The sequence below is a fragment of the Methanobrevibacter sp. UBA188 genome, from assembly GCF_905234905.1.
Lineage (GTDB): Archaea > Methanobacteriota > Methanobacteria > Methanobacteriales > Methanobacteriaceae > Methanocatella.
The window spans coordinates 42,725-60,910 of record NZ_CAJOJM010000005.1; the positions used below are offsets into that span (position 1 = coordinate 42,725).

Here is an 18,186-nt window from a genome sequence, read left to right on the forward strand (position 1 = left end):
TATTAATATTTTGAAATAGCAACTGCTATTGTAACACCATCATAAGAAGTTTTTTTATAAATCAATTTTGAATCAAAACCTGCTGTAATTAAAGCTGAAGGTTCACAAACGCCATAGATTCCAAATTTAGATTTTACAAATTCAGATTTTTGTATATCATTTGACTCGAATAATTTTAATTTATCCAAATCAACGAAATTGATTGGAACATTTAATTTATCTGATAATTCTAACATACCTTTTTCATCTTTTTTAATTTCAGCAGATGCAAACATGTTTATTCTTGATATATCCATTTTTAAATCATTCAATGACTTTTTCAATCCATAATATAAATCATTGCATTCTTTTCCACGTTTACATCCTAATCCAACAACAATTTTTCTCTCCTTTAAAATAATCTTATGATTTTGCAACAATACATGGATTTCATCTGTATTTATTTTTGATGAATAATTAATAGAGACATCAATTTCATGTGTATTATTTTTCAAATATTTATATAAATAATCTAAATTTTTTTCAGAATTGACAATAAATGAAATTTGTCTTCCTTCTAAAATTGACTTATTGAAAAATAAAATTTCATCTGTATTATCGATAGACAGGTAAAGATCTCTTGCCAAAACATCAATTCCCAACCTTTTGTTAACATCAGTGGAAGTGGTAATCACAGGTGTTGCATTAATCAATTTGGATACCTTTTTGGTCAATTCATTTGCACCACCCAAGTGGCCTGACAATGTGGATATTACAAAATTTCCATTGTCATCTATGTTTAAAACTGCTGGATCAGATACTTTTGATTCTATTAATGGTGCAATGGATCTAATCAAAATTCCAGATGCCATTATTGCTATTATTGCATCATATTCATAGAATAGTATTGAAAAATACTTTTTTACATTTTTATGATATAAATCAGTTTTTATGACTGTTGAATCAGCATCTAATTTATTTTTTAATGTGACTGCCAATTTTTGACCTTTATCTGACACTGAAATTATTGCGATTTTCATAATATCACTTTCATCAATATTAATAATAAGATTATTGTAAATGTAAATAAAATAATTGTTAATTTAGACAATTTTACTGCTTTTTCAATATCTTCAACATTAATTTCCTTATTTTCATCACCTAAAACATAGGTGTCTTTTTTAACAAGCTTAATATCAAGGGCTCCAGCAGTGGATGCCATTGTATAGCCAGAGTTTGGACTTGGACAATTTCTTGCATCTCTCATCATTATCCTGAAACTGTTTTTTCCATTTAAATTAAGAATATAAGCCGATAAAACAACATACAAACCAGCTATTCTGGATGGAATATAATTTAGAATATCATCAATCTTTGCTGGAAAATACCCAATGTCTTTTAATTCATCAGTTTCATAACCAACCATTGCATCAAGTGTATTGTACAGACGATATAACATTGGAACAAGCAGTAACCAGTATAAAGAATCATTTATCTGATAAAATAATATTATAATGCCAAATATGAAATAGTAAAAAATTGGTGCAACATATGAATCTGTAATGTTTTCAGTTAAACTTTCAATAGTTGCTGAAACGATAAAACTTTCTGTTAATTCATCTGTGTTTCTGCTAACTAAATAAGATACTGATTGTCTAGCTTTATCTAAACTTTCATTTAAATCATTTTTAACATTAACAGCTGTTTGTAATAGCATATTAACAGAAAATGAAGAAGATAATAATATTGTAAATATAATAAATAATAATATCAGATTGATTTTTCCAATAAAATAAAATAAAAATATTATTACACTTGAAACCAATGTTGTGGACAATATCAATAACAGACCGGATAATCTGTTTTTAATTTTTATGAAAATATTTTTGAAGAAATTTATTATTGATCCATAAATCACAACAGGATGAATTCTTCCTGGAAGTTCACCATATATGACATCAATTGCAAGTGAAAACAATAAAGCCAATATAATAAATAAAAATAAATTTAATGAATTAATATTTCCTCCATTAGAAAAAACAATATCATTAATAAATTTATTATATTCAATCATACTTTATATTATATATAATAAAAAAATATATAATTTATTATTAAATTTTTAAAGATGATACTATGGATTTTGAAGAAAACATTAAAAACTGGTTAATGGACGAAGAATGTCTTATAGAAAAGAAATTTGATGAAAATGCAGATTTTCACTATATCATTGAATTTCCTAAGGATAATATAATGGATGTTGTCAAACCTGTAGGAAAAGATTGTATTATTATTGCTTGTGCTACTCAGGTTGCTCAAGAACATGTCAATTTGATGGTTGCTTCAAGACCTGAAGTGAGAAGGAACTTTATTTTAGATTTACAATTTGGACTTAACAGCTATCTGGTTGATTTTGAACTTAGTATCAATCAGGATCTCTTGCAGCAATTTGTTGTAACAGATACTATTTTTGAAGATGGTTTAACAAAAAACGAATTAATGAAAACTATTAAACGTGTTTTTAAAGCAAAATTACATTGTATTTTCTTAATTGACAAAGCATTTGGTGGAGTTTCACCAAACGTATCATCCTCCAATCAAAACGATATGTTCGTTTAATGAGGGAGAGGTGCATTTCAAGTATAAACTTTTTGAGGGTATATTAAGATTGAAGAGGTATATTTCATCTGTAAACACTTGAAATTTATCTTTTCTATTTTTTCGTTATTTTTAATTTAAATCAATTTTAACCTTTAGTTTTATATTTAATGATATTGAATCAATTTTTCATTTTCTTTACACTTGAAACCCATGTCTTGAAAATTGATTTTCGCATGAAATATGATACACTTGAAACATATCTCTCACTCTCTTAGAATTTTTTAAAATTTTCTTTTTTATGGAATTTCTCTTTTGATATTTTTTGTTTTTGTCATTTTTTTACACTTGAAATAGTTATTTTATATTTGAAATTTTACTATTTCATGTTTTATATTTTAGATTATTATCATAAGCGTTTTAATTAATTAAGCTGATAAATTTTGTTATTTTTCTAAATTAAGATTTATTAGTTATCTATTTTTTATTTTAAGGAATTTTAATTTTCAATTTTATTATTTTATAATAACTATTGTAATAAAAACATTTATTTATGATATTGCTTAATAAATTAACACTGGAATTAATACTTATAGTTTTTTTCTAATTTTTACATTGACTTATAATTTTTTATACTGGTGTTAATAATGGCAAATATTTTCGATGAAATGGAACAAAATGAAACTGATTTAAATATCATTTTTAAAGATAAAAAACCTTTAGATCACAGATTTTTACCTGAAAAATTAGTTCACAGGGAAGAACAGATAAGGCAGATAGCTAAATATTGGGTTGATGCACTAAATCAAGTAACGCCTTCGAATGTAACATTATATGGTAAAACTGGTACTGGTAAAACTGCAGCATCCAAATTTGCCCGTGAACAACTGATTGATGCAGCAAGCCATAAAAATGTATTTGTTAAGGTTGAATATATCAGATGTACTGATTACACTACTGAATATCAGGTCATTGCTCAATTATGCCAAAAACTTGGAAGGGATGTTCCTAACAGGGGTTGGACAAAAGGAGAAATCGTAAATACCTTTAGGGATATTTTCAAAACTAATGCTTTCGGTAAAAAATTAATTTTAATTGTTATTTTGGATGAAATTGATATCCTGCTCGATAAAGACGGTGATGGAATATTATACACTTTAACAAGGACAGATAATGTTTCCGTTTTATCCATTAGTAATTATCTTGATTTTAAAAATTTAATCAAATCCAGAGTAACCAGCAGTTTGAACGATAAGGAAATTGTATTTCCTCCTTATGGAGCAGATCAATTAAGTGATATATTGTCTGAAAGGGCTCAATTGTCATTCAATGATGATGTTTTAGATAGTGATGTTATTCCATTATGTTCTGCTATGGCTGCTAAAGAAGAAGGTGATGCAAGATATGCTCTTGACTTACTTAAAAATGCTGGTGAATTGGCTTTTGATGAAAATGCGGAAAAAGTCACTAGCGAACATGTTAGAATCGCAAAAGATAGAATAGAGCATAATAAGGTCACTGAAATTATTCAAACATTGCCTTTACAACAGCAAAGGGTTTTGGAAGCAATATTGAATTTGACTAAACAAGGTGATGAAATCAGCTCTGGAAAATTATATGATGAATATAAGGAATTATCCAAGCAGGATGCTGTTACATACAGAAGGATATTCGACTTTATTAACGAACTTGAATTATTGGGAATAATTTCTACCAATACAATTTCTCGTGGTCGTGGAAAAGGCAGAACCAATATCATCAAGTTGCAGTGTGATGAAAATTTACTTGAAACAACCCTTTTCTCTATTTAGGGTTGTTTTTAATTAATGTTTTTAGAATAGCCATTCTTACAGGAACGGCATTGAATGCTTGAGTGAAATATTTATTGTATCTTGTATCATCGACATCAGTATCTATTTCATCAATTCTAGGCAATGGATGCATTACAATAACATCTTTACCTTCAAGCATTTTTTTATTTACTATATAAGCTCCTTTTATTTTTAAATAATCGTTGATATCACCAAAACGCTCCTTTTGAATTCTTGTAACATATAACACGTCAACATCATCAATTATACTTTCAATGTTATTCACTTCTTCATAAACAATATTGGTCTTATCTATATCGTGAAGAACTTCCTGAGGCATTTTAAGCTTATCCGGTGATACTAAATATATTTTAACGTTATTGTATAAACATAATGCATTTGATAATGAATGTACTGTACGACCGAATTTCAAATCACCTATCAATGCTATTTTTAAATTGTCGATTTCACCAATTTCCTTTTTTATGGTATACAAATCTAGCAATGTTTGTGTTGGGTGTTGACCTGCACCATCTCCGGCATTAATGACTGGAACATCAACAATATCTGATATGAACTTTGAAACTCCTTCAAGTTCATGTCTGATTACCAAAGCATCACTATATCCTTCAAACATTTTTGCTGTATCTGCAATGCTTTCACCTTTTGACACGGAACTTGAACCACTAGTTTCAAATCCAATGCATTCACCATTTAAACGTTTCATGGCAGTTTCAAAAGACATTCTTGTTCTTGTTGATGGTTCAAAGAACATTAAACCTAATATTTTTCCTTTTAATTCTTCAGAAATTTCTTTTGATTTAGCAATATCCTCTAACTTGCTTGCTTCTTCAAGAATATAATCTATATCTTCCCTATCGAAATCCTTTATGGAAATTATATTTTTTAATTTAAAAATTCTAATCACCTTTTCTATATTATTCTTTCTATAGGCACAACAAGTATATCTTTTGCACCTGCATTCCTTAATTTATTCACTAGATCAAAAACTTCATCTTCATCTATTACTGCTTGTGCTGCAACAGTTTCTTCTTCTGACAATACTTCAGATATTGTTAAACCACCCATTGATGGCATAACTTCTTTTACACACTCCAAATCTTTTGTTTTTACATTCATCATTAATAATTTTTTACGTGCAGCATCCAATACACCTTTGATACTGGTACTGACTGAATCAATTAAATCCTTTTTAGTTTCAACACTTTTTTTATTTGCGATAAGAACTATTGAACTTTTAAGTAATGTATCTACAATTTCCAGGTGATTCATTTTTAATGTTGTTCCAGTACTGGTTAAATCAGTTATTAAATCGGCAACACCTATAAATGGAGCCGCTTCTGTAGATCCGCTTAATTTAACGATTTTTAAATTTAGATTATTTTTTTCAAGATATTTTTTTGTTAATGTTGGAAATTCGGTAGCTAATGTCATTTCGGATGTAATGTCATCAATTGATTTGATGTTTGAATCTTCAGGGGCCGCCAAGACCAAATTTGTTTTTCCAAATTTCAAATCAAGCAATTCGATAACATCAGCTTCGCTTTCTTTTATTAAATCTATGCCTGTTATTCCAATATCTGCTATTCCATCTTGAACAAATTCAGGAATATCTGATGCTCTTGCAAATAAAACATCAATATCTTTATTAAAAGTTTTAGAAATTAGTTTTCTGCTTTCTCTATCCTTTAATCCTAATCCTGCCTTTTCTAAAATATTTATTGAAGGTTCACTTATTCGTCCTTTGGAAGGAACAGCAATTTTTATTTTCATTATAATCTTTCCAATTTTTTATATGTTTATATTTTTGTAATCGTGTTATTTAATACTTTTTTTTAGGTTTTAGTATTATTAATCATTATAAATCTTACTACTTTTAAATATTTATTCTTATTTTTTTGTTTTGTCAACTATTTAAGCAAAATATTTAAATATTAAGTCATATTATAATGTATATCTAACTTAAGATTAATTGAATTAGTCTTAAGTTTTAATAAAATTTACGAGGTGAAAATTATGTCTGAAATACCAAAAGCTCCTATTGCAAGAATCATCAAAGAAGCTGGTGCTGAAAGAGTCAGTGAAGATGCAAAAGCAGAATTAGCTGCATACGTTGAAGAAGTTGCTCGTAACGTTGCTAAAGAAGCTACTCAAGTTGCTAAAATCGCAAAACGTAAAACTATTAAAGCTGATGATATTAAATTAGCTATTAAAAACTTATAATTAAGTTTTTAACTACTTTTTTTATTTTTTTTAGGTGTTATTATGAAGGATAATACTATATTGATTAAAAATGCATTAATTTTAAATCCGAATAACTTTGAAAATAAGGAACAATCCCTTTTAATAAAAAATGATGTTATTTCTGAAATTTCTGATGTAATCGATGAAGGAAATGTTGACAAGGTAATCGATGCAACCGGAAAAATATTACTTCCTGGATTCATTAATACTCATACTCATTTATCAATGGCATTGTTTAGAGGTTTAGCCGATGACTTAAGTTTGGACAGTTGGCTGAATGATCATATATGGCCTATGGAAGCAAATCTTAATGGAGAATATTGTTATATTGGGGCATTATTGGGTGCCGTTGAATTAATCAAATCAGGTACAACAACTTTCAGTGATATGTATTTTTATATGGAGGATGTTGCCCGTGCAGTAGATGAAGCTGGTATCAGGGCAGTCTTATCATATGGAATGATTGATTTTGGAGATGCTGAAAGAAGGGAAAATGAAATTAAGGAAAATATTAAATTATATGAAAATTGTAATGGAATGGCTAATGGAAGAATCAAAGTATTCTTTGGACCTCATTCCCCTTACACAGCTTCAGAGGAATTGTTGATTAAAGTTCGCCAACTAGCAGACGAATACAATATGGGAATTCATATACATGTTTCTGAAACTGAAAAAGAAATTAATGATGTTTCTCAAGAAAAAGGATTAAGACCTTTTGAATACTTGGATAAAATAGGATTTTTAGGTCCAGATGTTGTTGCCGCTCATTGTGTATGGTTAAGCGATAATGAAATAGATATTATAAAGAAAAATAATGTCAAAGTTTCACATAATCCATGCAGTAATATGAAATTGGCTTCAGGTATCGCTCCGATTTCAAAATTGATTGAAAATGATGTTTGCGTAAGTATAGGTACTGATGGCGCTTCTTCAAATAATAATCTTGATTTGATTGAAGAGCTTAAGACTGCAAGCTTGCTTCAGAAAGTATCCACACTTGACCCTAAAGTCTTATCTTCAGATGAAGCTTTAACTATGGGAACCATTAAAGGTGCAGAAGCTTTAGGACTTGAAGATGAGATAGGTTCCATTGAAGTAGGCAAAAAGGCAGATATTATTTTGATTGATACTGATTCAGCTAATATGGTTCCAAACAGTTCCAATTTGAGTTCAAACATTATTTACTCAGCTAATGGTTCTAATGTTGACACTACCATTTGTGATGGTAAAATATTAATGGAAAATAAAAAATTAGTTGTTTTGGATGAACAAGAAATTTATGACAAAGCTAGAAAGGCTATAAAAGAATTAAAAGAATTAAAAGAAGCTAATATCTAGCTTCAAATTCTATTTTATTTTTATTTATTACAATACTTTTTTTCCATTCGTCTAGACTTTCAGGGAAATCAGATCTGAAATGAGCACCCCTACTTTCTCTACGAAGTATTGCTGATTTTACAGTTAAAATACAGATTTCAACCATATTGATTACTTCAAGAGCTGTTACCAATTCGGTATTATACTGTTTTTTCTCACTTACGTCAAGGCTATCCAGTTCCTTTTGCATTTCTAGAAGTTCGCCTAAAGCTTCGTTTAAGGTTTTTTCTTCTCTTACAATAGCTACTTTTTCCCACATTAAGTTTTTAATTCTGTTCTTAAAGTCCTGTGGTTTGATAGTACCTTTTTTGATAATTCCTTCAATTCTTGAAGCTTCATTTTCAACCATTTCTTCATTGGTTTTTAAATCGGTTTGTTTGGCGGCTTTGGATGCACTTTCACCGGCTATTTTTCCAAACACTTGTGTATCTGCCAGTGCATTACCTCCCAAACGGTTTGCTCCATGAACTCCTCCGCAAACTTCCCCTGCTCCAAATAGGTTTTCAAGGGATGTTGATGCATCAGTATTGATTTTCAAACCACCCATAAAGTGATGTGCGGTAGGAGCCACTTCTATTGGCTCATGTTTAATGTCTACACCAACATTTTCGAACTGCAAAACCATTGTTTCGAGTTTTTCATCAATATAATCGTCATCTAAATGAGAAATATCTAAATAGACTCCTCCGTCATCTGTTCCTTTTCCTTCAATTATTTCCTGATATATTGAGCGAGCAACAACATCACGTGTGGCTAGTTCCATTTTTTCAGGAGCATATTTGGACATGAATCTTTCACCATCTTTGTTTAGGAGGATTCCACCTTCAGCTCTTACTGCTTCGGTTACTAAAATTCCCCTTTTGGTTTTTGGTTTTACCATACCTGTCGGGTGGAATTGAATTTGTTCCATATCAATCAAATTGGCTCCGGCTCTAAATGCTATTGCATATCCGTCTCCATTTTTCTGGAATGTGTTTGATGTTACAGGGTATAATTGACCAGCTCCTCCACTGGCCAATATTGTTGATTTTGCTTGGAAATATATTAAACTGGAATCTTTTAAATCAAATCCGCATGCACCTATTACCTGTGTGCCTTCGCATACAAGTGATGTTATCATTACTTCTTCAATACATTCAATATCTCTTCTAATGATTTCTTCTTTAAGTGCATTTAACAATTCTGCGCCTGTTCTGTCTCCTTGATAACATGTTCTTCTAAAAGATTGCCCACCGAATGGTCTTTGATCAATTTCACCTGATTCCTGACGGTCAAATAGAGCTCCATAATTTTCCAAATCTATCAATCTTTTTGGTGATTCATTGACTAATATTTCAACAAGTTTTTCATCGTTGAGGTAACTTCCTCCCTTAAGGGTGTCGTGCATGTGAGCTTCTATTGAATCGTCTTTGTCTACAGTTTTGAAAACAGCATTATAACCGCCTTCAGCCATTCCAGTACAACCAGATCTAAATGAAAGACCTTTAGAAACTATGAGGGGTTTTAAACCAGCATCATCAACTTCTATTGCTGCTCTGGAACCTGCCCCTCCAGATCCTATTATTAATACATCCGATGAGATAGTTTTTATTTCCATTATATTACCCTGTAAAATAATTTGTGATAGTATTTATATTCATGATAGTTAAAATAAATTTCTTTAAAATATTTATAACAAAAATGAGTTAATTATAGTTATGTATCTATATTTGTTAGATTAAGTTTTAATAAAATATTTTACATTTCAACTAAATTAAAAAAATGATTAAATATTTTAACATTAACAATTAGTAAATGTAATTTAATTAGAGGTTTTTTCATGAAAATAGATGGTGAAGTTGCAACTGGTTTGGGGAAAGGATCATATTTTCTATCACAGGAATTTTACACTAAAGAGTTTGAAAAAAATTTGGGTTTTATTCCATATCCCGGAACTTTAAATGTCATAGTTAGTGAAGAATATCTTGGCGAGATTAATAAAATCAAAAATGAGTGTGAAAATTTAATAAAGCCAGATACTGAATTTGGAGCTGTAAAATATATTGAAGCAATATTAAATGATAATGTTAATGGAGCTATTGTCTTTCCTGCCAAGACCACTCATGAAGAAAATTATCTGGAATTCATTTGTGAAAAGAAGTTAAGGGATGAGTACAATCTTGCCGATGGAGACATTGTATCTTTGGAGTTCTAATTTTTTTAATTAATTTTATATTTTTACAGATTTACCAAAAAGTTTTTTATATATGACTAATATATTTGATAATACGTTCTCAGGGCGGGGTGCAATTCCCCACCGGTGGTGATTTTGATAAAATAAGTCCACGAGCACAAACTAAGTGTTGATTTGGTGAAATTCCAAAACCGACGGTGATAGTCCGGATGGAAGAGAAGTAATAGATTGTAGTTATTTTTAGCCCTGGTTCTAGTAAATAAGGAGATATTACTATGAATCAAGAAACAAACTTAGATAAAGCTTTAGAAGCTATTAGAAACGGTGAATTCGTACTTGTTTTTGATGATGATGATAGGGAAGGCGAAGTTGACATGATTATCGCTTCCGAATTCGTAACCCCTAAATCAATTGCAACCATGAGAAATGATGCTGGTGGTTTAATTTGTAACTGTCTACATTCTGATTTTTGTGAAGCAATTAAATTACCGTTTATGGTTGATATTATGCAAGCTGCATGTGAAAAATATCCAGAACTTGCTGAACTTGCACCAAATGATATTCCATATGATGAAAGGTCTTCCTTTTCAATTTGGACCAATCACAGAAAATCTTTCACAGGTGTAACAGATCATGACAGAGCAATGACCATTAGTGAAATGGCTTTAATGATGAAAGATGAAAGATTTGATGAATTCGGAGCTACTTTTAGATCTCCTGGGCATGTTTGTCTTTTAAGAGGAGCGGACGGACTTGTAAAAAATAGAAGGGGACACACTGAAATAGGTCTTGCATTATGTGAACTTGCAGGTGTTACTCCGGTCTGTGTAGTTTGTGAAATGATGGATGGTGAAACCGGACAGGCTACTTCAATCGCTGATGCTCGCAAATATGCTGAAGAGAATGGATTAATCTTGCTTAGAGGCGAAGATATCATTAATAAATATTTAGAAGAATAATTAATTTAAATTATTCTTTTTTTTATCTACAATATAATTAGCTATAAATTCTGTAATCTGTTTTATTTTATAGGAATTGTAAATGCTGAATGCAACATATCTTCCGTCATTCATTTGTATTTCCAAACCGTCCTTAACTTCTTTTGATTGATTTATAGCTATTATTTTTATCCAAGGAATCCTTAATGTCTTAGTTTTCAAAGCCTTTTCAATATGGATTCCGTCATCCTTGAATCTGACTGTCTTTACCACACGTCTGTTAATGTCGGATGCAATCTGAATATCTCCATTTTCATCAAAGATATAGTCAGGAATAAGACAAGTTGCTTTCCATCCCTGTTTCATTTTTTTCAGTACATGTGCACGATCTTTTTTTGTAAGTTTAACGCCTGTTTCGGGACTTAAATTAAGAGCCATTATATCACTTTACTTTTAATTTCATCAAATGTATAAATTTTATTGAATTCGACTTCACGGGCCATTGCGATTATTTCATCAATATTTAAATTATTCTCAATTAATTCCATTGCATATGATGTAAATAATTCATATCTAATTTCAACTTCAGGAATAAATCCTCTCATATCAGCATTTTTTAATTTAGGAAGTTTTAGAACTTTTTCGACATTGGAATTATTCCTAATATATGGTACTACATTTTCGAATATATCATCATTATATACTTTATTGAGCAAAACTGCCTCAACTGAAACTCCAAATTTTTCAAGCATATTGGCATGTGAAACAATGTCTATAGCTGCAGATTCAATTCCACCTTTGTTTACACCTGTAGCTAAAATCATAGGAATGTTTGATGACATTGCAATTTCAGCAGCTGAAAATGGTACTTTTTCATTTAAAAGACCTGTAAACACACTCATAACACCTTCAATAAGCACGATATCATAGTCAGATGAGTTGAGTTTCGCGACTGTAGATTCGATATCACACCATCCAAGATGACCGATTTTTATGGATGCGAAATCTTCCATCTTTCCTTTTGTCAGGTACAATCCAGGTATGATATCACGAACGTCAGGACCTACTTTTAGCAGTGCAACCTTATAACCTCTTTTTCTGATTGCACCTGCAAGGCCTGTTAATATGAAAGTTTTACCTGAGTCTGAGCCATTACTTCCAATCATTAAGTATTTGGGTTTTTTGAGAGGTTTAATTTCAGGTATTTTTATGTTTGTGTTGATTCCTACTTCATGCTGTAGGAATTTTTTGACTTGTATATTTCTATTGTAAATATCATCGAGGTCTTGTATATCTATTTGTTCCCTTAGGTTTTCTACAAGAATTGGGTTTTCATCTAGGATGCCATGAATCATGGTACCGATGACATTACCATCATCGTTACATGCTCCGGAAAAGATGTTATAATCCCCTTTTTCGTTTGTATCGCCATAATTCATTCTTTGAACTTTTGAATAGAATAATGGTTTGGCATCTCCTTCAACTTTACCATAGGTATGAGTGTGAAAACCGTCAACATCTTCTGTCTGGTTTTTTACTAAAAATGAGTTGTCAAATACTTTTGCCTTAACTCGGTCGCTTGTAATTAATGGAGAAAAATTCACGTCAATTAAACCAAGTCCTTCTTTAACGATTGGTACTGGTGATTTTCTTCCGATATCTATCTGGTTTGAAAGCAGCTGAAAGCCGGCACAAATTCCAATAATCGGTTTTCCGTCACGGGCCATTTTTTTAATTTCAGTATTTAATCCCATGTTTATGTCATTGGATTCGATTAATGTTCCGCCTGGAATGATTAATGCATCCAGTTCTTGTGAAGCTTTAATACCATTAACAAGACCATTTTCTTTTACTATATCTGTAGGTAGATTTCCAAAATCTTCAAATCCTGGAACAGACCCATTTAAATAAGCAAGTCCTATTTTTGTCATAAAAATAACCTCTCTTATATTCTATTGTTTTTTATAGTGTATAAAATTTAGAGGTGTATTTCAAGTGTAAAATTTGATGATGATGTTTTGAAAACTATTTAATGGGATGGTTTGAATTTCAAATTTACATGGATTGTTCATCCAGGGGGTTTTCCCCTTCTTTCCATTCCTTATATTCATAATATAATTGTTCATCTTTTATTTTTAAATCTTCCAGGAAATGCTTTTGTTTTTCATCATCCAGTTTTGATAGGATTTTTTCAATTGCAAGAAATGGAGCTAATTTCGGTTTTGGATCTTCTTTCTTTTGCATTTTTATTTTTATCAAATCGCAAATTTCCTTTAAATAATCAATGTTTAAAAGATATACTGTTTCAGGACTTGGGTCACGTTCATAATATTTTTCCGGCAATTCATCATTTTCAAAGTCTTTCATGAATTTAATTATTCTGTCCCTTTCTTGCAAAACCTTTTCAAGGCTTGAATATTCAAATTCCTTTCTATAACTTTTTGAATCCAATATCATATTAATTGCTCCAAACCTTTTTTCAATTTAATAAAATAAAAATCAGTGTAAAAAAATAATTTATTGAGTGTTTTCAAAAACACTCATAGCTTTGATAATTTTTTCATCATCTAATGGTTTAGCTTGAATTTGTAGTCCTACTGGAATATTGTCCACTTCACCAGCTTTAATGCTTCCTGCTGGAATACCTGCAAGGTTAGCTATTACTGTTAATATGTCGTAGGCATACATTTCCATAGGTTCTATTTCAGAACCAATTTCGTGAGGAAGTTTAGGCACGGTTGGTCCCACAATCAAGTCCACATTTTCAAGCATTGCGGTGATTTCCCCTCTGATTACAGACCTTGCTTTTAAAGCTTGTTTGTAGTATTTTCCACTGAATTCAGCTTCTGCAATGTGTGAACCTATTTTAATTCTTCTTAAAACTTCTTCACCACATACTTCTTCAATTCTATAACCATAGTCTCTTCCATCGTATTTTCTGGTTGCAGAGAAGAATTCGACATAGTTAATCAAGTAATATGTTGGTAAACATAAATCAATGTAATCGAAACTGACTTCAACAAGTTCTGCTCCGGCATTAACCAATTTATCAATAGCTTTGTTGACGGTTTTGTTAATTTCTTCGTCTGTAACATCAATGAATTCTTTACATACAGCTATTTTCATGCCTTCCAAACTTGTGTCTTCTAAAACTTCGGTGAAATCAGGTTTATCCCAGTCGAGAGTGGTACATTCAGTTTCATCATATTTTGCAATTGTATTTAAAGCTAGCGCAATTCCACTTACATCGTTAGCTAACGGTCCAATTTGGTCTAGACTCATGGACAAATCAAGTAAACCTTGTCTTGAAACGGCACCGTATGTTGGTTTAAATCCAACAACACCACAGTGGGATGCAGGGTTTCTTATGGATCCACCAGTATCTGAACCGATTGAAATGTCACACATTTCCGCTGCAATAGCTGCTGCACAACCTCCGGAGGAACCTCCAGGGATTCTTCCCATTGCCGCTGGGTTTTGGGTAGGTCCATAGTATGAAGTTTCAGTTGAACTTCCTGCTGCAAATTCATCCATATTTAAAATACCGATGATTATTCCATCTTCGGCAAGGATTTCTTCAACCACTGTTGCATTATAGCTTCCAATGTAATCTTCCAGGGTTTTGGAAGCTGCAGAAATAATCAAATCTTCTACATTAATGTTTGCTTTAATACCAAATACTAGACCAGCTAAAGCACCAACTTCTTCACCGTCTGCTATTTTCGCATCAATAGCTTCCGCTTGTTTTAATGCATTTTCATAATTTAATTCAATAAATGCATTAATGCTTTCGTTTTTTTCATCGATAACTTTAATGAAGCCTTCTACATTTTCTTTAGCTGTCATTTCTCCATTTTTTATGGAGTTTAATTTTTCAATAACGTTCATTAAAACACCTTAATAATCGTAAATTTATAATATTATTATTTTATTTTTTAAGGTTTATAAAGTTGTTTTTTTTACAAAGTTATAAATAATTATTTTTAAAGATTAATTAAACATGAAAAAAGCTATTGTATTTGATAACTCCGGGACATTAATAGAACGGTATAGAGTTATTAAAGATGTTTTCAACGGAGACATATTTACTAACATCAATTCCTTGGAGTTGATAGATTCTGCTGATTCTCTGGCATTGGTTGTACTTCAATTCAACACAAACAAATTGTTGAAATTAGACTCCAATACTTTAATTTCCGATGTTATTAAGCAGTATAACATAGATTTTGATGTAAGCTTTTCTACCAGTCAGGTTTCTAAGGCTGAAATTAAGGCCATTCTAGATGATGAAACTACAACTACTATATCAGACATAACTGATGGCTTTGAAATTCTGGGAGAAAAGATTCCCCACATGGAACTGTGCAATGGATCTGCATTAATTGTCGATATCGATTTGGGTCAGGTTGCATATACAATAACCTCTGCAGGCAAATTCTTCCCTAGAGTTTTTGAAACAATTGAAACTTTAAAGTCACGCGGAATTGAGATATATATCGCTTCAGGTGACAGAAAAGGAGCAATTAACAGATTGGCCAATATGCTCGATGTTCCCGAGGACAATGCATATGGAACAGTTTCAACTAGAGGCAAAGGTGAAGTTGTTTCCATTCTTAAAGATGCCGGTTTTAAAGTCATGATGGTTGGTGATGGATTAAATGATTTAATTGCATTTAATAAAGCGGATGTTAGTGTTTTGACTATTGAACAACAGGAAGAAGTGTCTCCTAAAATGTTGGATAAGACAGATTATGTAATTGATGATATTTTTGAAGTCACAAAAATTGATTTTTAATTATTTTTTTTGAAAATTTTTACTTATAACTTATAAGTTATAATAAAAAAATACTTATAACTTATAACTAATAACCAGTAAAAAAATAATAAATTATAAGTTATCAATAACCTCTTTGCTTTTTAGGATGTTATCGAAGTTATTTAATTCAATGATGGCGGTATCTATTTTTTTAAGTAAATTCAAGTCCATTGTTCCTTCACCCAAGGTAATGTGTTGGTCTTTTACTCCATCATTATCATTCAAATGACAATAGCTGATATTTTTTAAGGAAAGCATTTCTTCAAGGTTTCCGCAGGTATTCCCATGACCGGTATCGATGGTTAAGCTGCAGCCTGTTGCTTCCTGAATCATTTCTATTTCTTCAACTGTGTTTGCCAGAAATTTGCCCCGAACAGGCATATTTTCAACTGAAATCTCAACATTGGTATTGTCGATAATTTCTCCAATACTTTCAATAGATTGTTCCAATGCCCATTTTCTTAAATGCGGTTCATTTCTGCCTATTATACCTGGGTGAACTGTTATGGTATTGGCGTTAATGCTTTCTGCATAATGTCCACAATGAATCATTTGCTTAATGCTTTCAGCTCTTATTCCCTGGTTTAAGCTTGCTATATTAATGTCCACGGTTGCTGCATGCATTCTTATATCCAAGCCACAATCCTTAAATTCACAATTGTCTTTTTCATAAAAAGGACCTTCTCCAAGAATTTCTATTATTTCAAATCCATGTTTTTTAGCTAAATCGATGATGTCATTGTTAGGTTCCATAAATAAAGCTAATGTAGTAAAACCTAATTTCATATTTATATATTAGTAAGGAATAATATATTAAATGTTTACATATATCAAATTTTGACATATGGTGAATTATGACTGACGAAAAATTTAACGAATCACATAAAAAAGTTTTTAAAAACTTCTCAAATGGGATTATACATAACCTAATCCTGTGGATTATTTCAAAAGAAAGTATCCATGGTTATGGAATCATGAAAAAGTTGGAGGAATTCTTTAACTTCAATGATTCTAAATGTGATATTAATGTTAATTCCAGTAAAATCTACCCAATCCTATCTAAAATGGAAAAAGGGGGATTTATTGTTGGGGAGTGGAATATTAACGAAAATAATAAAAGGGTTAAATATTATTCAATCACTGAAGATGGCCAAGATTTTTTAAATGATATTCAAATTCACATGAATAATGTTTTAGCCAATCCTTCATGGATAGCCTTTTTTAGTGATATGACTGGACTGGAGATTAACAATGAAAAATGCAATAGAAACTGAAAATCTAACAAAGGTTTATAGCAATAACTTCACAGCTGTTAATTCTCTAAACTTGGAAATCCCTAATAAAACCATTTTTGGAATGTTGGGTCCCAATGGAGCAGGCAAAACCACAACTATTAAGATGCTTACTTGTCTGATACAGCCTACATCTGGTAGGGCCACTGTCGGCGGATTTGATGTTCAAAATAATCCGGATGAAGTAAGAAATCTGTTGGGCATGGTTCCGCAGCAGGTTAGCTTGTACAGTGATTTGACCGTAATGGAAAATTCCCAATTATGTGCAGATTATTATGGCGTTCCACAGGATGAAAGGGATTCTCGAATTGAAGATTTAATGGAACTTGTTGATATAAAATATGCTAAAGATAAGAGAGTGGGCCAGCTTTCAGGAGGTCAAAAGCAAAAAGCTTCCCTTGTGGCAAGTTTGGTTCACAGACCGGACATATTGTTTTTGGATGAACCTACAATCGGTCTTGATCCAACTACAAAACGTATTTTGTGGGATTTGATCCGTGAGCTTAATGACAGCGGACATACAATCATTTTATGTTCACATGACATGCATGAAGTTGATATGCTTTGTGATAATGTGGGAATTATCAATACTGGCAACTTAGTTGCTTATGATACTCCGCAGGGTCTAAAGGATTCTCTTTTGGAAAGCAATAGGCAGGAAATGACTGAAGCCTTAAGTAAAATTTCCGATGAAAATGATGTTTCAACTTCAACTCAAGAAGACATTGACAATCTCAGCTTAAGGAAGATGTCAATTCTTTTGAAAAATCAGGATGATGAAATCATTGAATCAATAAAAAAATCTGATGATGTTAAAAGCATGGAAATAGCCCATAACGGCCGTATTAATTTAAGAATAGATAGTTTCGATGATATGGCTGTTCAAAATGTATTGGATGGTATAAGTTTTTCAGGCGGAATCATCAAATCCGTCAGT

Annotated in this window: 19 protein-coding genes and 1 riboswitch; of the genes, 9 read left to right on the forward strand and 10 right to left on the reverse strand. The window is 31.2% G+C overall.

Annotated elements, in window-relative coordinates; all coding sequences use genetic code 11:
• Positions 1 to 2 precede the first annotated feature (2 nt).
• Positions 3 to 1,019: a cobalt-precorrin 5A hydrolase gene (locus tag QZ143_RS01990; RefSeq protein ID WP_292880702.1), complete on the reverse strand. Its 1,017-nt coding sequence runs from the start codon at positions 1,017 to 1,019 to the stop codon at positions 3 to 5.
• Positions 1,016 to 2,053, reverse strand: coding sequence for a cobalamin biosynthesis protein (locus QZ143_RS01995; RefSeq protein WP_292880705.1), 1,038 nt, complete (start codon positions 2,051 to 2,053; stop codon positions 1,016 to 1,018). Before QZ143_RS01995 ends, QZ143_RS01990 begins: the two co-directional genes overlap by 4 nt.
• A gap of 62 nt (positions 2,054 to 2,115) precedes the next feature.
• Between QZ143_RS01995 and QZ143_RS02000 the strand changes: the two genes are divergently transcribed.
• Entirely contained in the window at positions 2,116 to 2,598 is a 483-nt protein-coding gene (locus tag QZ143_RS02000) for a DUF2299 domain-containing protein (RefSeq protein WP_292609678.1), read from the forward strand.
• Positions 2,599 to 3,224: 626 nt separating this feature from the next.
• Entirely contained in the window at positions 3,225 to 4,388 is a 1,164-nt protein-coding gene (locus QZ143_RS02005; RefSeq protein ID WP_292609676.1) for an orc1/cdc6 family replication initiation protein, read from the forward strand.
• Here the strand turns inward: QZ143_RS02005 and pyrB are convergent.
• Positions 4,381 to 5,316, reverse strand: coding sequence for an aspartate carbamoyltransferase (gene pyrB / locus QZ143_RS02010; RefSeq protein WP_292880709.1), 936 nt, complete (start codon positions 5,314 to 5,316; stop codon positions 4,381 to 4,383). The two genes, QZ143_RS02005 and pyrB, sit on opposite strands and share 8 nt — an antisense overlap.
• Positions 5,317 to 5,321: 5 nt before the next feature.
• Complete coding sequence (hisG, locus tag QZ143_RS02015) at positions 5,322 to 6,182, reverse strand: ATP phosphoribosyltransferase (RefSeq protein WP_292609672.1); 861 nt, start codon at positions 6,180 to 6,182, stop codon at positions 5,322 to 5,324.
• A 240-nt stretch (positions 6,183 to 6,422) separates the two neighbouring features.
• Between hisG and QZ143_RS02020 the strand changes: the two genes are divergently transcribed.
• Both QZ143_RS02020 and QZ143_RS02025 read left to right on the forward strand, forming a co-directional pair.
• Positions 6,423 to 6,632: a histone family protein gene (locus QZ143_RS02020; protein ID WP_330048216.1), complete on the forward strand. Its 210-nt coding sequence runs from the start codon at positions 6,423 to 6,425 to the stop codon at positions 6,630 to 6,632.
• Between the two features lie 42 nt (positions 6,633 to 6,674).
• The gene (locus tag QZ143_RS02025) at positions 6,675 to 7,991 is read left to right on the forward strand and encodes an amidohydrolase family protein (protein ID WP_292880712.1); all 1,317 of its coding nucleotides are present in this window, start codon (positions 6,675 to 6,677) and stop codon (positions 7,989 to 7,991) included.
• Here QZ143_RS02025 and tfrA read toward each other — a convergent pair.
• The gene (gene tfrA / locus QZ143_RS02030; RefSeq protein WP_292880715.1) at positions 7,981 to 9,627 is read right to left on the reverse strand and encodes a fumarate reductase (CoM/CoB) subunit TfrA; all 1,647 of its coding nucleotides are present in this window, start codon (positions 9,625 to 9,627) and stop codon (positions 7,981 to 7,983) included. The genes QZ143_RS02025 and tfrA overlap by 11 nt on opposite strands.
• 222 nt (positions 9,628 to 9,849) lie before the next feature.
• Between tfrA and QZ143_RS02035 the strand changes: the two genes are divergently transcribed.
• Positions 9,850 to 10,224 carry a DUF120 domain-containing protein gene (locus tag QZ143_RS02035; protein ID WP_292880718.1) on the forward strand — a complete coding sequence of 125 codons (375 nt, stop codon included), beginning with the start codon at positions 9,850 to 9,852 and terminating at the stop codon, positions 10,222 to 10,224.
• Positions 10,225 to 10,294: 70 nt separating this feature from the next.
• Positions 10,295 to 10,428: riboswitch (FMN riboswitch) on the forward strand.
• Between the two features lie 50 nt (positions 10,429 to 10,478).
• Positions 10,479 to 11,162: a 3,4-dihydroxy-2-butanone-4-phosphate synthase gene (gene ribB / locus QZ143_RS02040; protein ID WP_292609664.1), complete on the forward strand. Its 684-nt coding sequence runs from the start codon at positions 10,479 to 10,481 to the stop codon at positions 11,160 to 11,162.
• On the opposite strand, the gene QZ143_RS02045 is transcribed toward ribB, so the two are convergent.
• The 4 genes from QZ143_RS02045 to gatA form a co-directional block, all read right to left on the reverse strand.
• Positions 11,163 to 11,579 carry a hypothetical protein gene (locus QZ143_RS02045; protein WP_292609662.1) on the reverse strand — a complete coding sequence of 139 codons (417 nt, stop codon included), beginning with the start codon at positions 11,577 to 11,579 and terminating at the stop codon, positions 11,163 to 11,165.
• Complete coding sequence (locus QZ143_RS02050) at positions 11,579 to 13,072, reverse strand: DJ-1/PfpI family protein (protein WP_292880736.1); 1,494 nt, start codon at positions 13,070 to 13,072, stop codon at positions 11,579 to 11,581. Before QZ143_RS02050 ends, QZ143_RS02045 begins: the two co-directional genes overlap by 1 nt.
• Before the next feature lie 124 nt (positions 13,073 to 13,196).
• Positions 13,197 to 13,598: a hypothetical protein gene (locus QZ143_RS02055; protein ID WP_292880739.1), complete on the reverse strand. Its 402-nt coding sequence runs from the start codon at positions 13,596 to 13,598 to the stop codon at positions 13,197 to 13,199.
• 60 nt (positions 13,599 to 13,658) lie between these two features.
• Positions 13,659 to 15,029, reverse strand: coding sequence for an Asp-tRNA(Asn)/Glu-tRNA(Gln) amidotransferase subunit GatA (gene gatA / locus QZ143_RS02060; protein WP_292880742.1), 1,371 nt, complete (start codon positions 15,027 to 15,029; stop codon positions 13,659 to 13,661).
• 112 nt (positions 15,030 to 15,141) lie between these two features.
• Here gatA and QZ143_RS02065 point away from each other — a divergent pair, with 112 nt between their 5' ends.
• A complete protein-coding gene (locus tag QZ143_RS02065) occupies positions 15,142 to 15,936 on the forward strand; it encodes an HAD family hydrolase (protein WP_292880745.1) in 795 nt (264 codons plus the stop codon).
• Between the two features lie 93 nt (positions 15,937 to 16,029).
• Here the strand turns inward: QZ143_RS02065 and QZ143_RS02070 are convergent, their stop codons facing one another.
• Positions 16,030 to 16,743, reverse strand: a complete 714-nt coding sequence (locus QZ143_RS02070) for a sugar phosphate isomerase/epimerase family protein (RefSeq protein WP_292880747.1) — start codon at positions 16,741 to 16,743, stop codon at positions 16,030 to 16,032.
• Between the two features lie 68 nt (positions 16,744 to 16,811).
• Here QZ143_RS02070 and QZ143_RS02075 point away from each other — a divergent pair, with 68 nt between their 5' ends.
• Together QZ143_RS02075 and QZ143_RS02080 are read left to right on the forward strand one after the other, a co-directional pair.
• A complete protein-coding gene (locus QZ143_RS02075; protein WP_292880749.1) occupies positions 16,812 to 17,231 on the forward strand; it encodes a PadR family transcriptional regulator in 420 nt (139 codons plus the stop codon).
• On the forward strand, positions 17,209 to 18,186 hold a 978-nt coding region (locus QZ143_RS02080; RefSeq protein ID WP_292880751.1), incomplete at its 3' end, for an ATP-binding cassette domain-containing protein. The genes QZ143_RS02075 and QZ143_RS02080, both read left to right, overlap by 23 nt.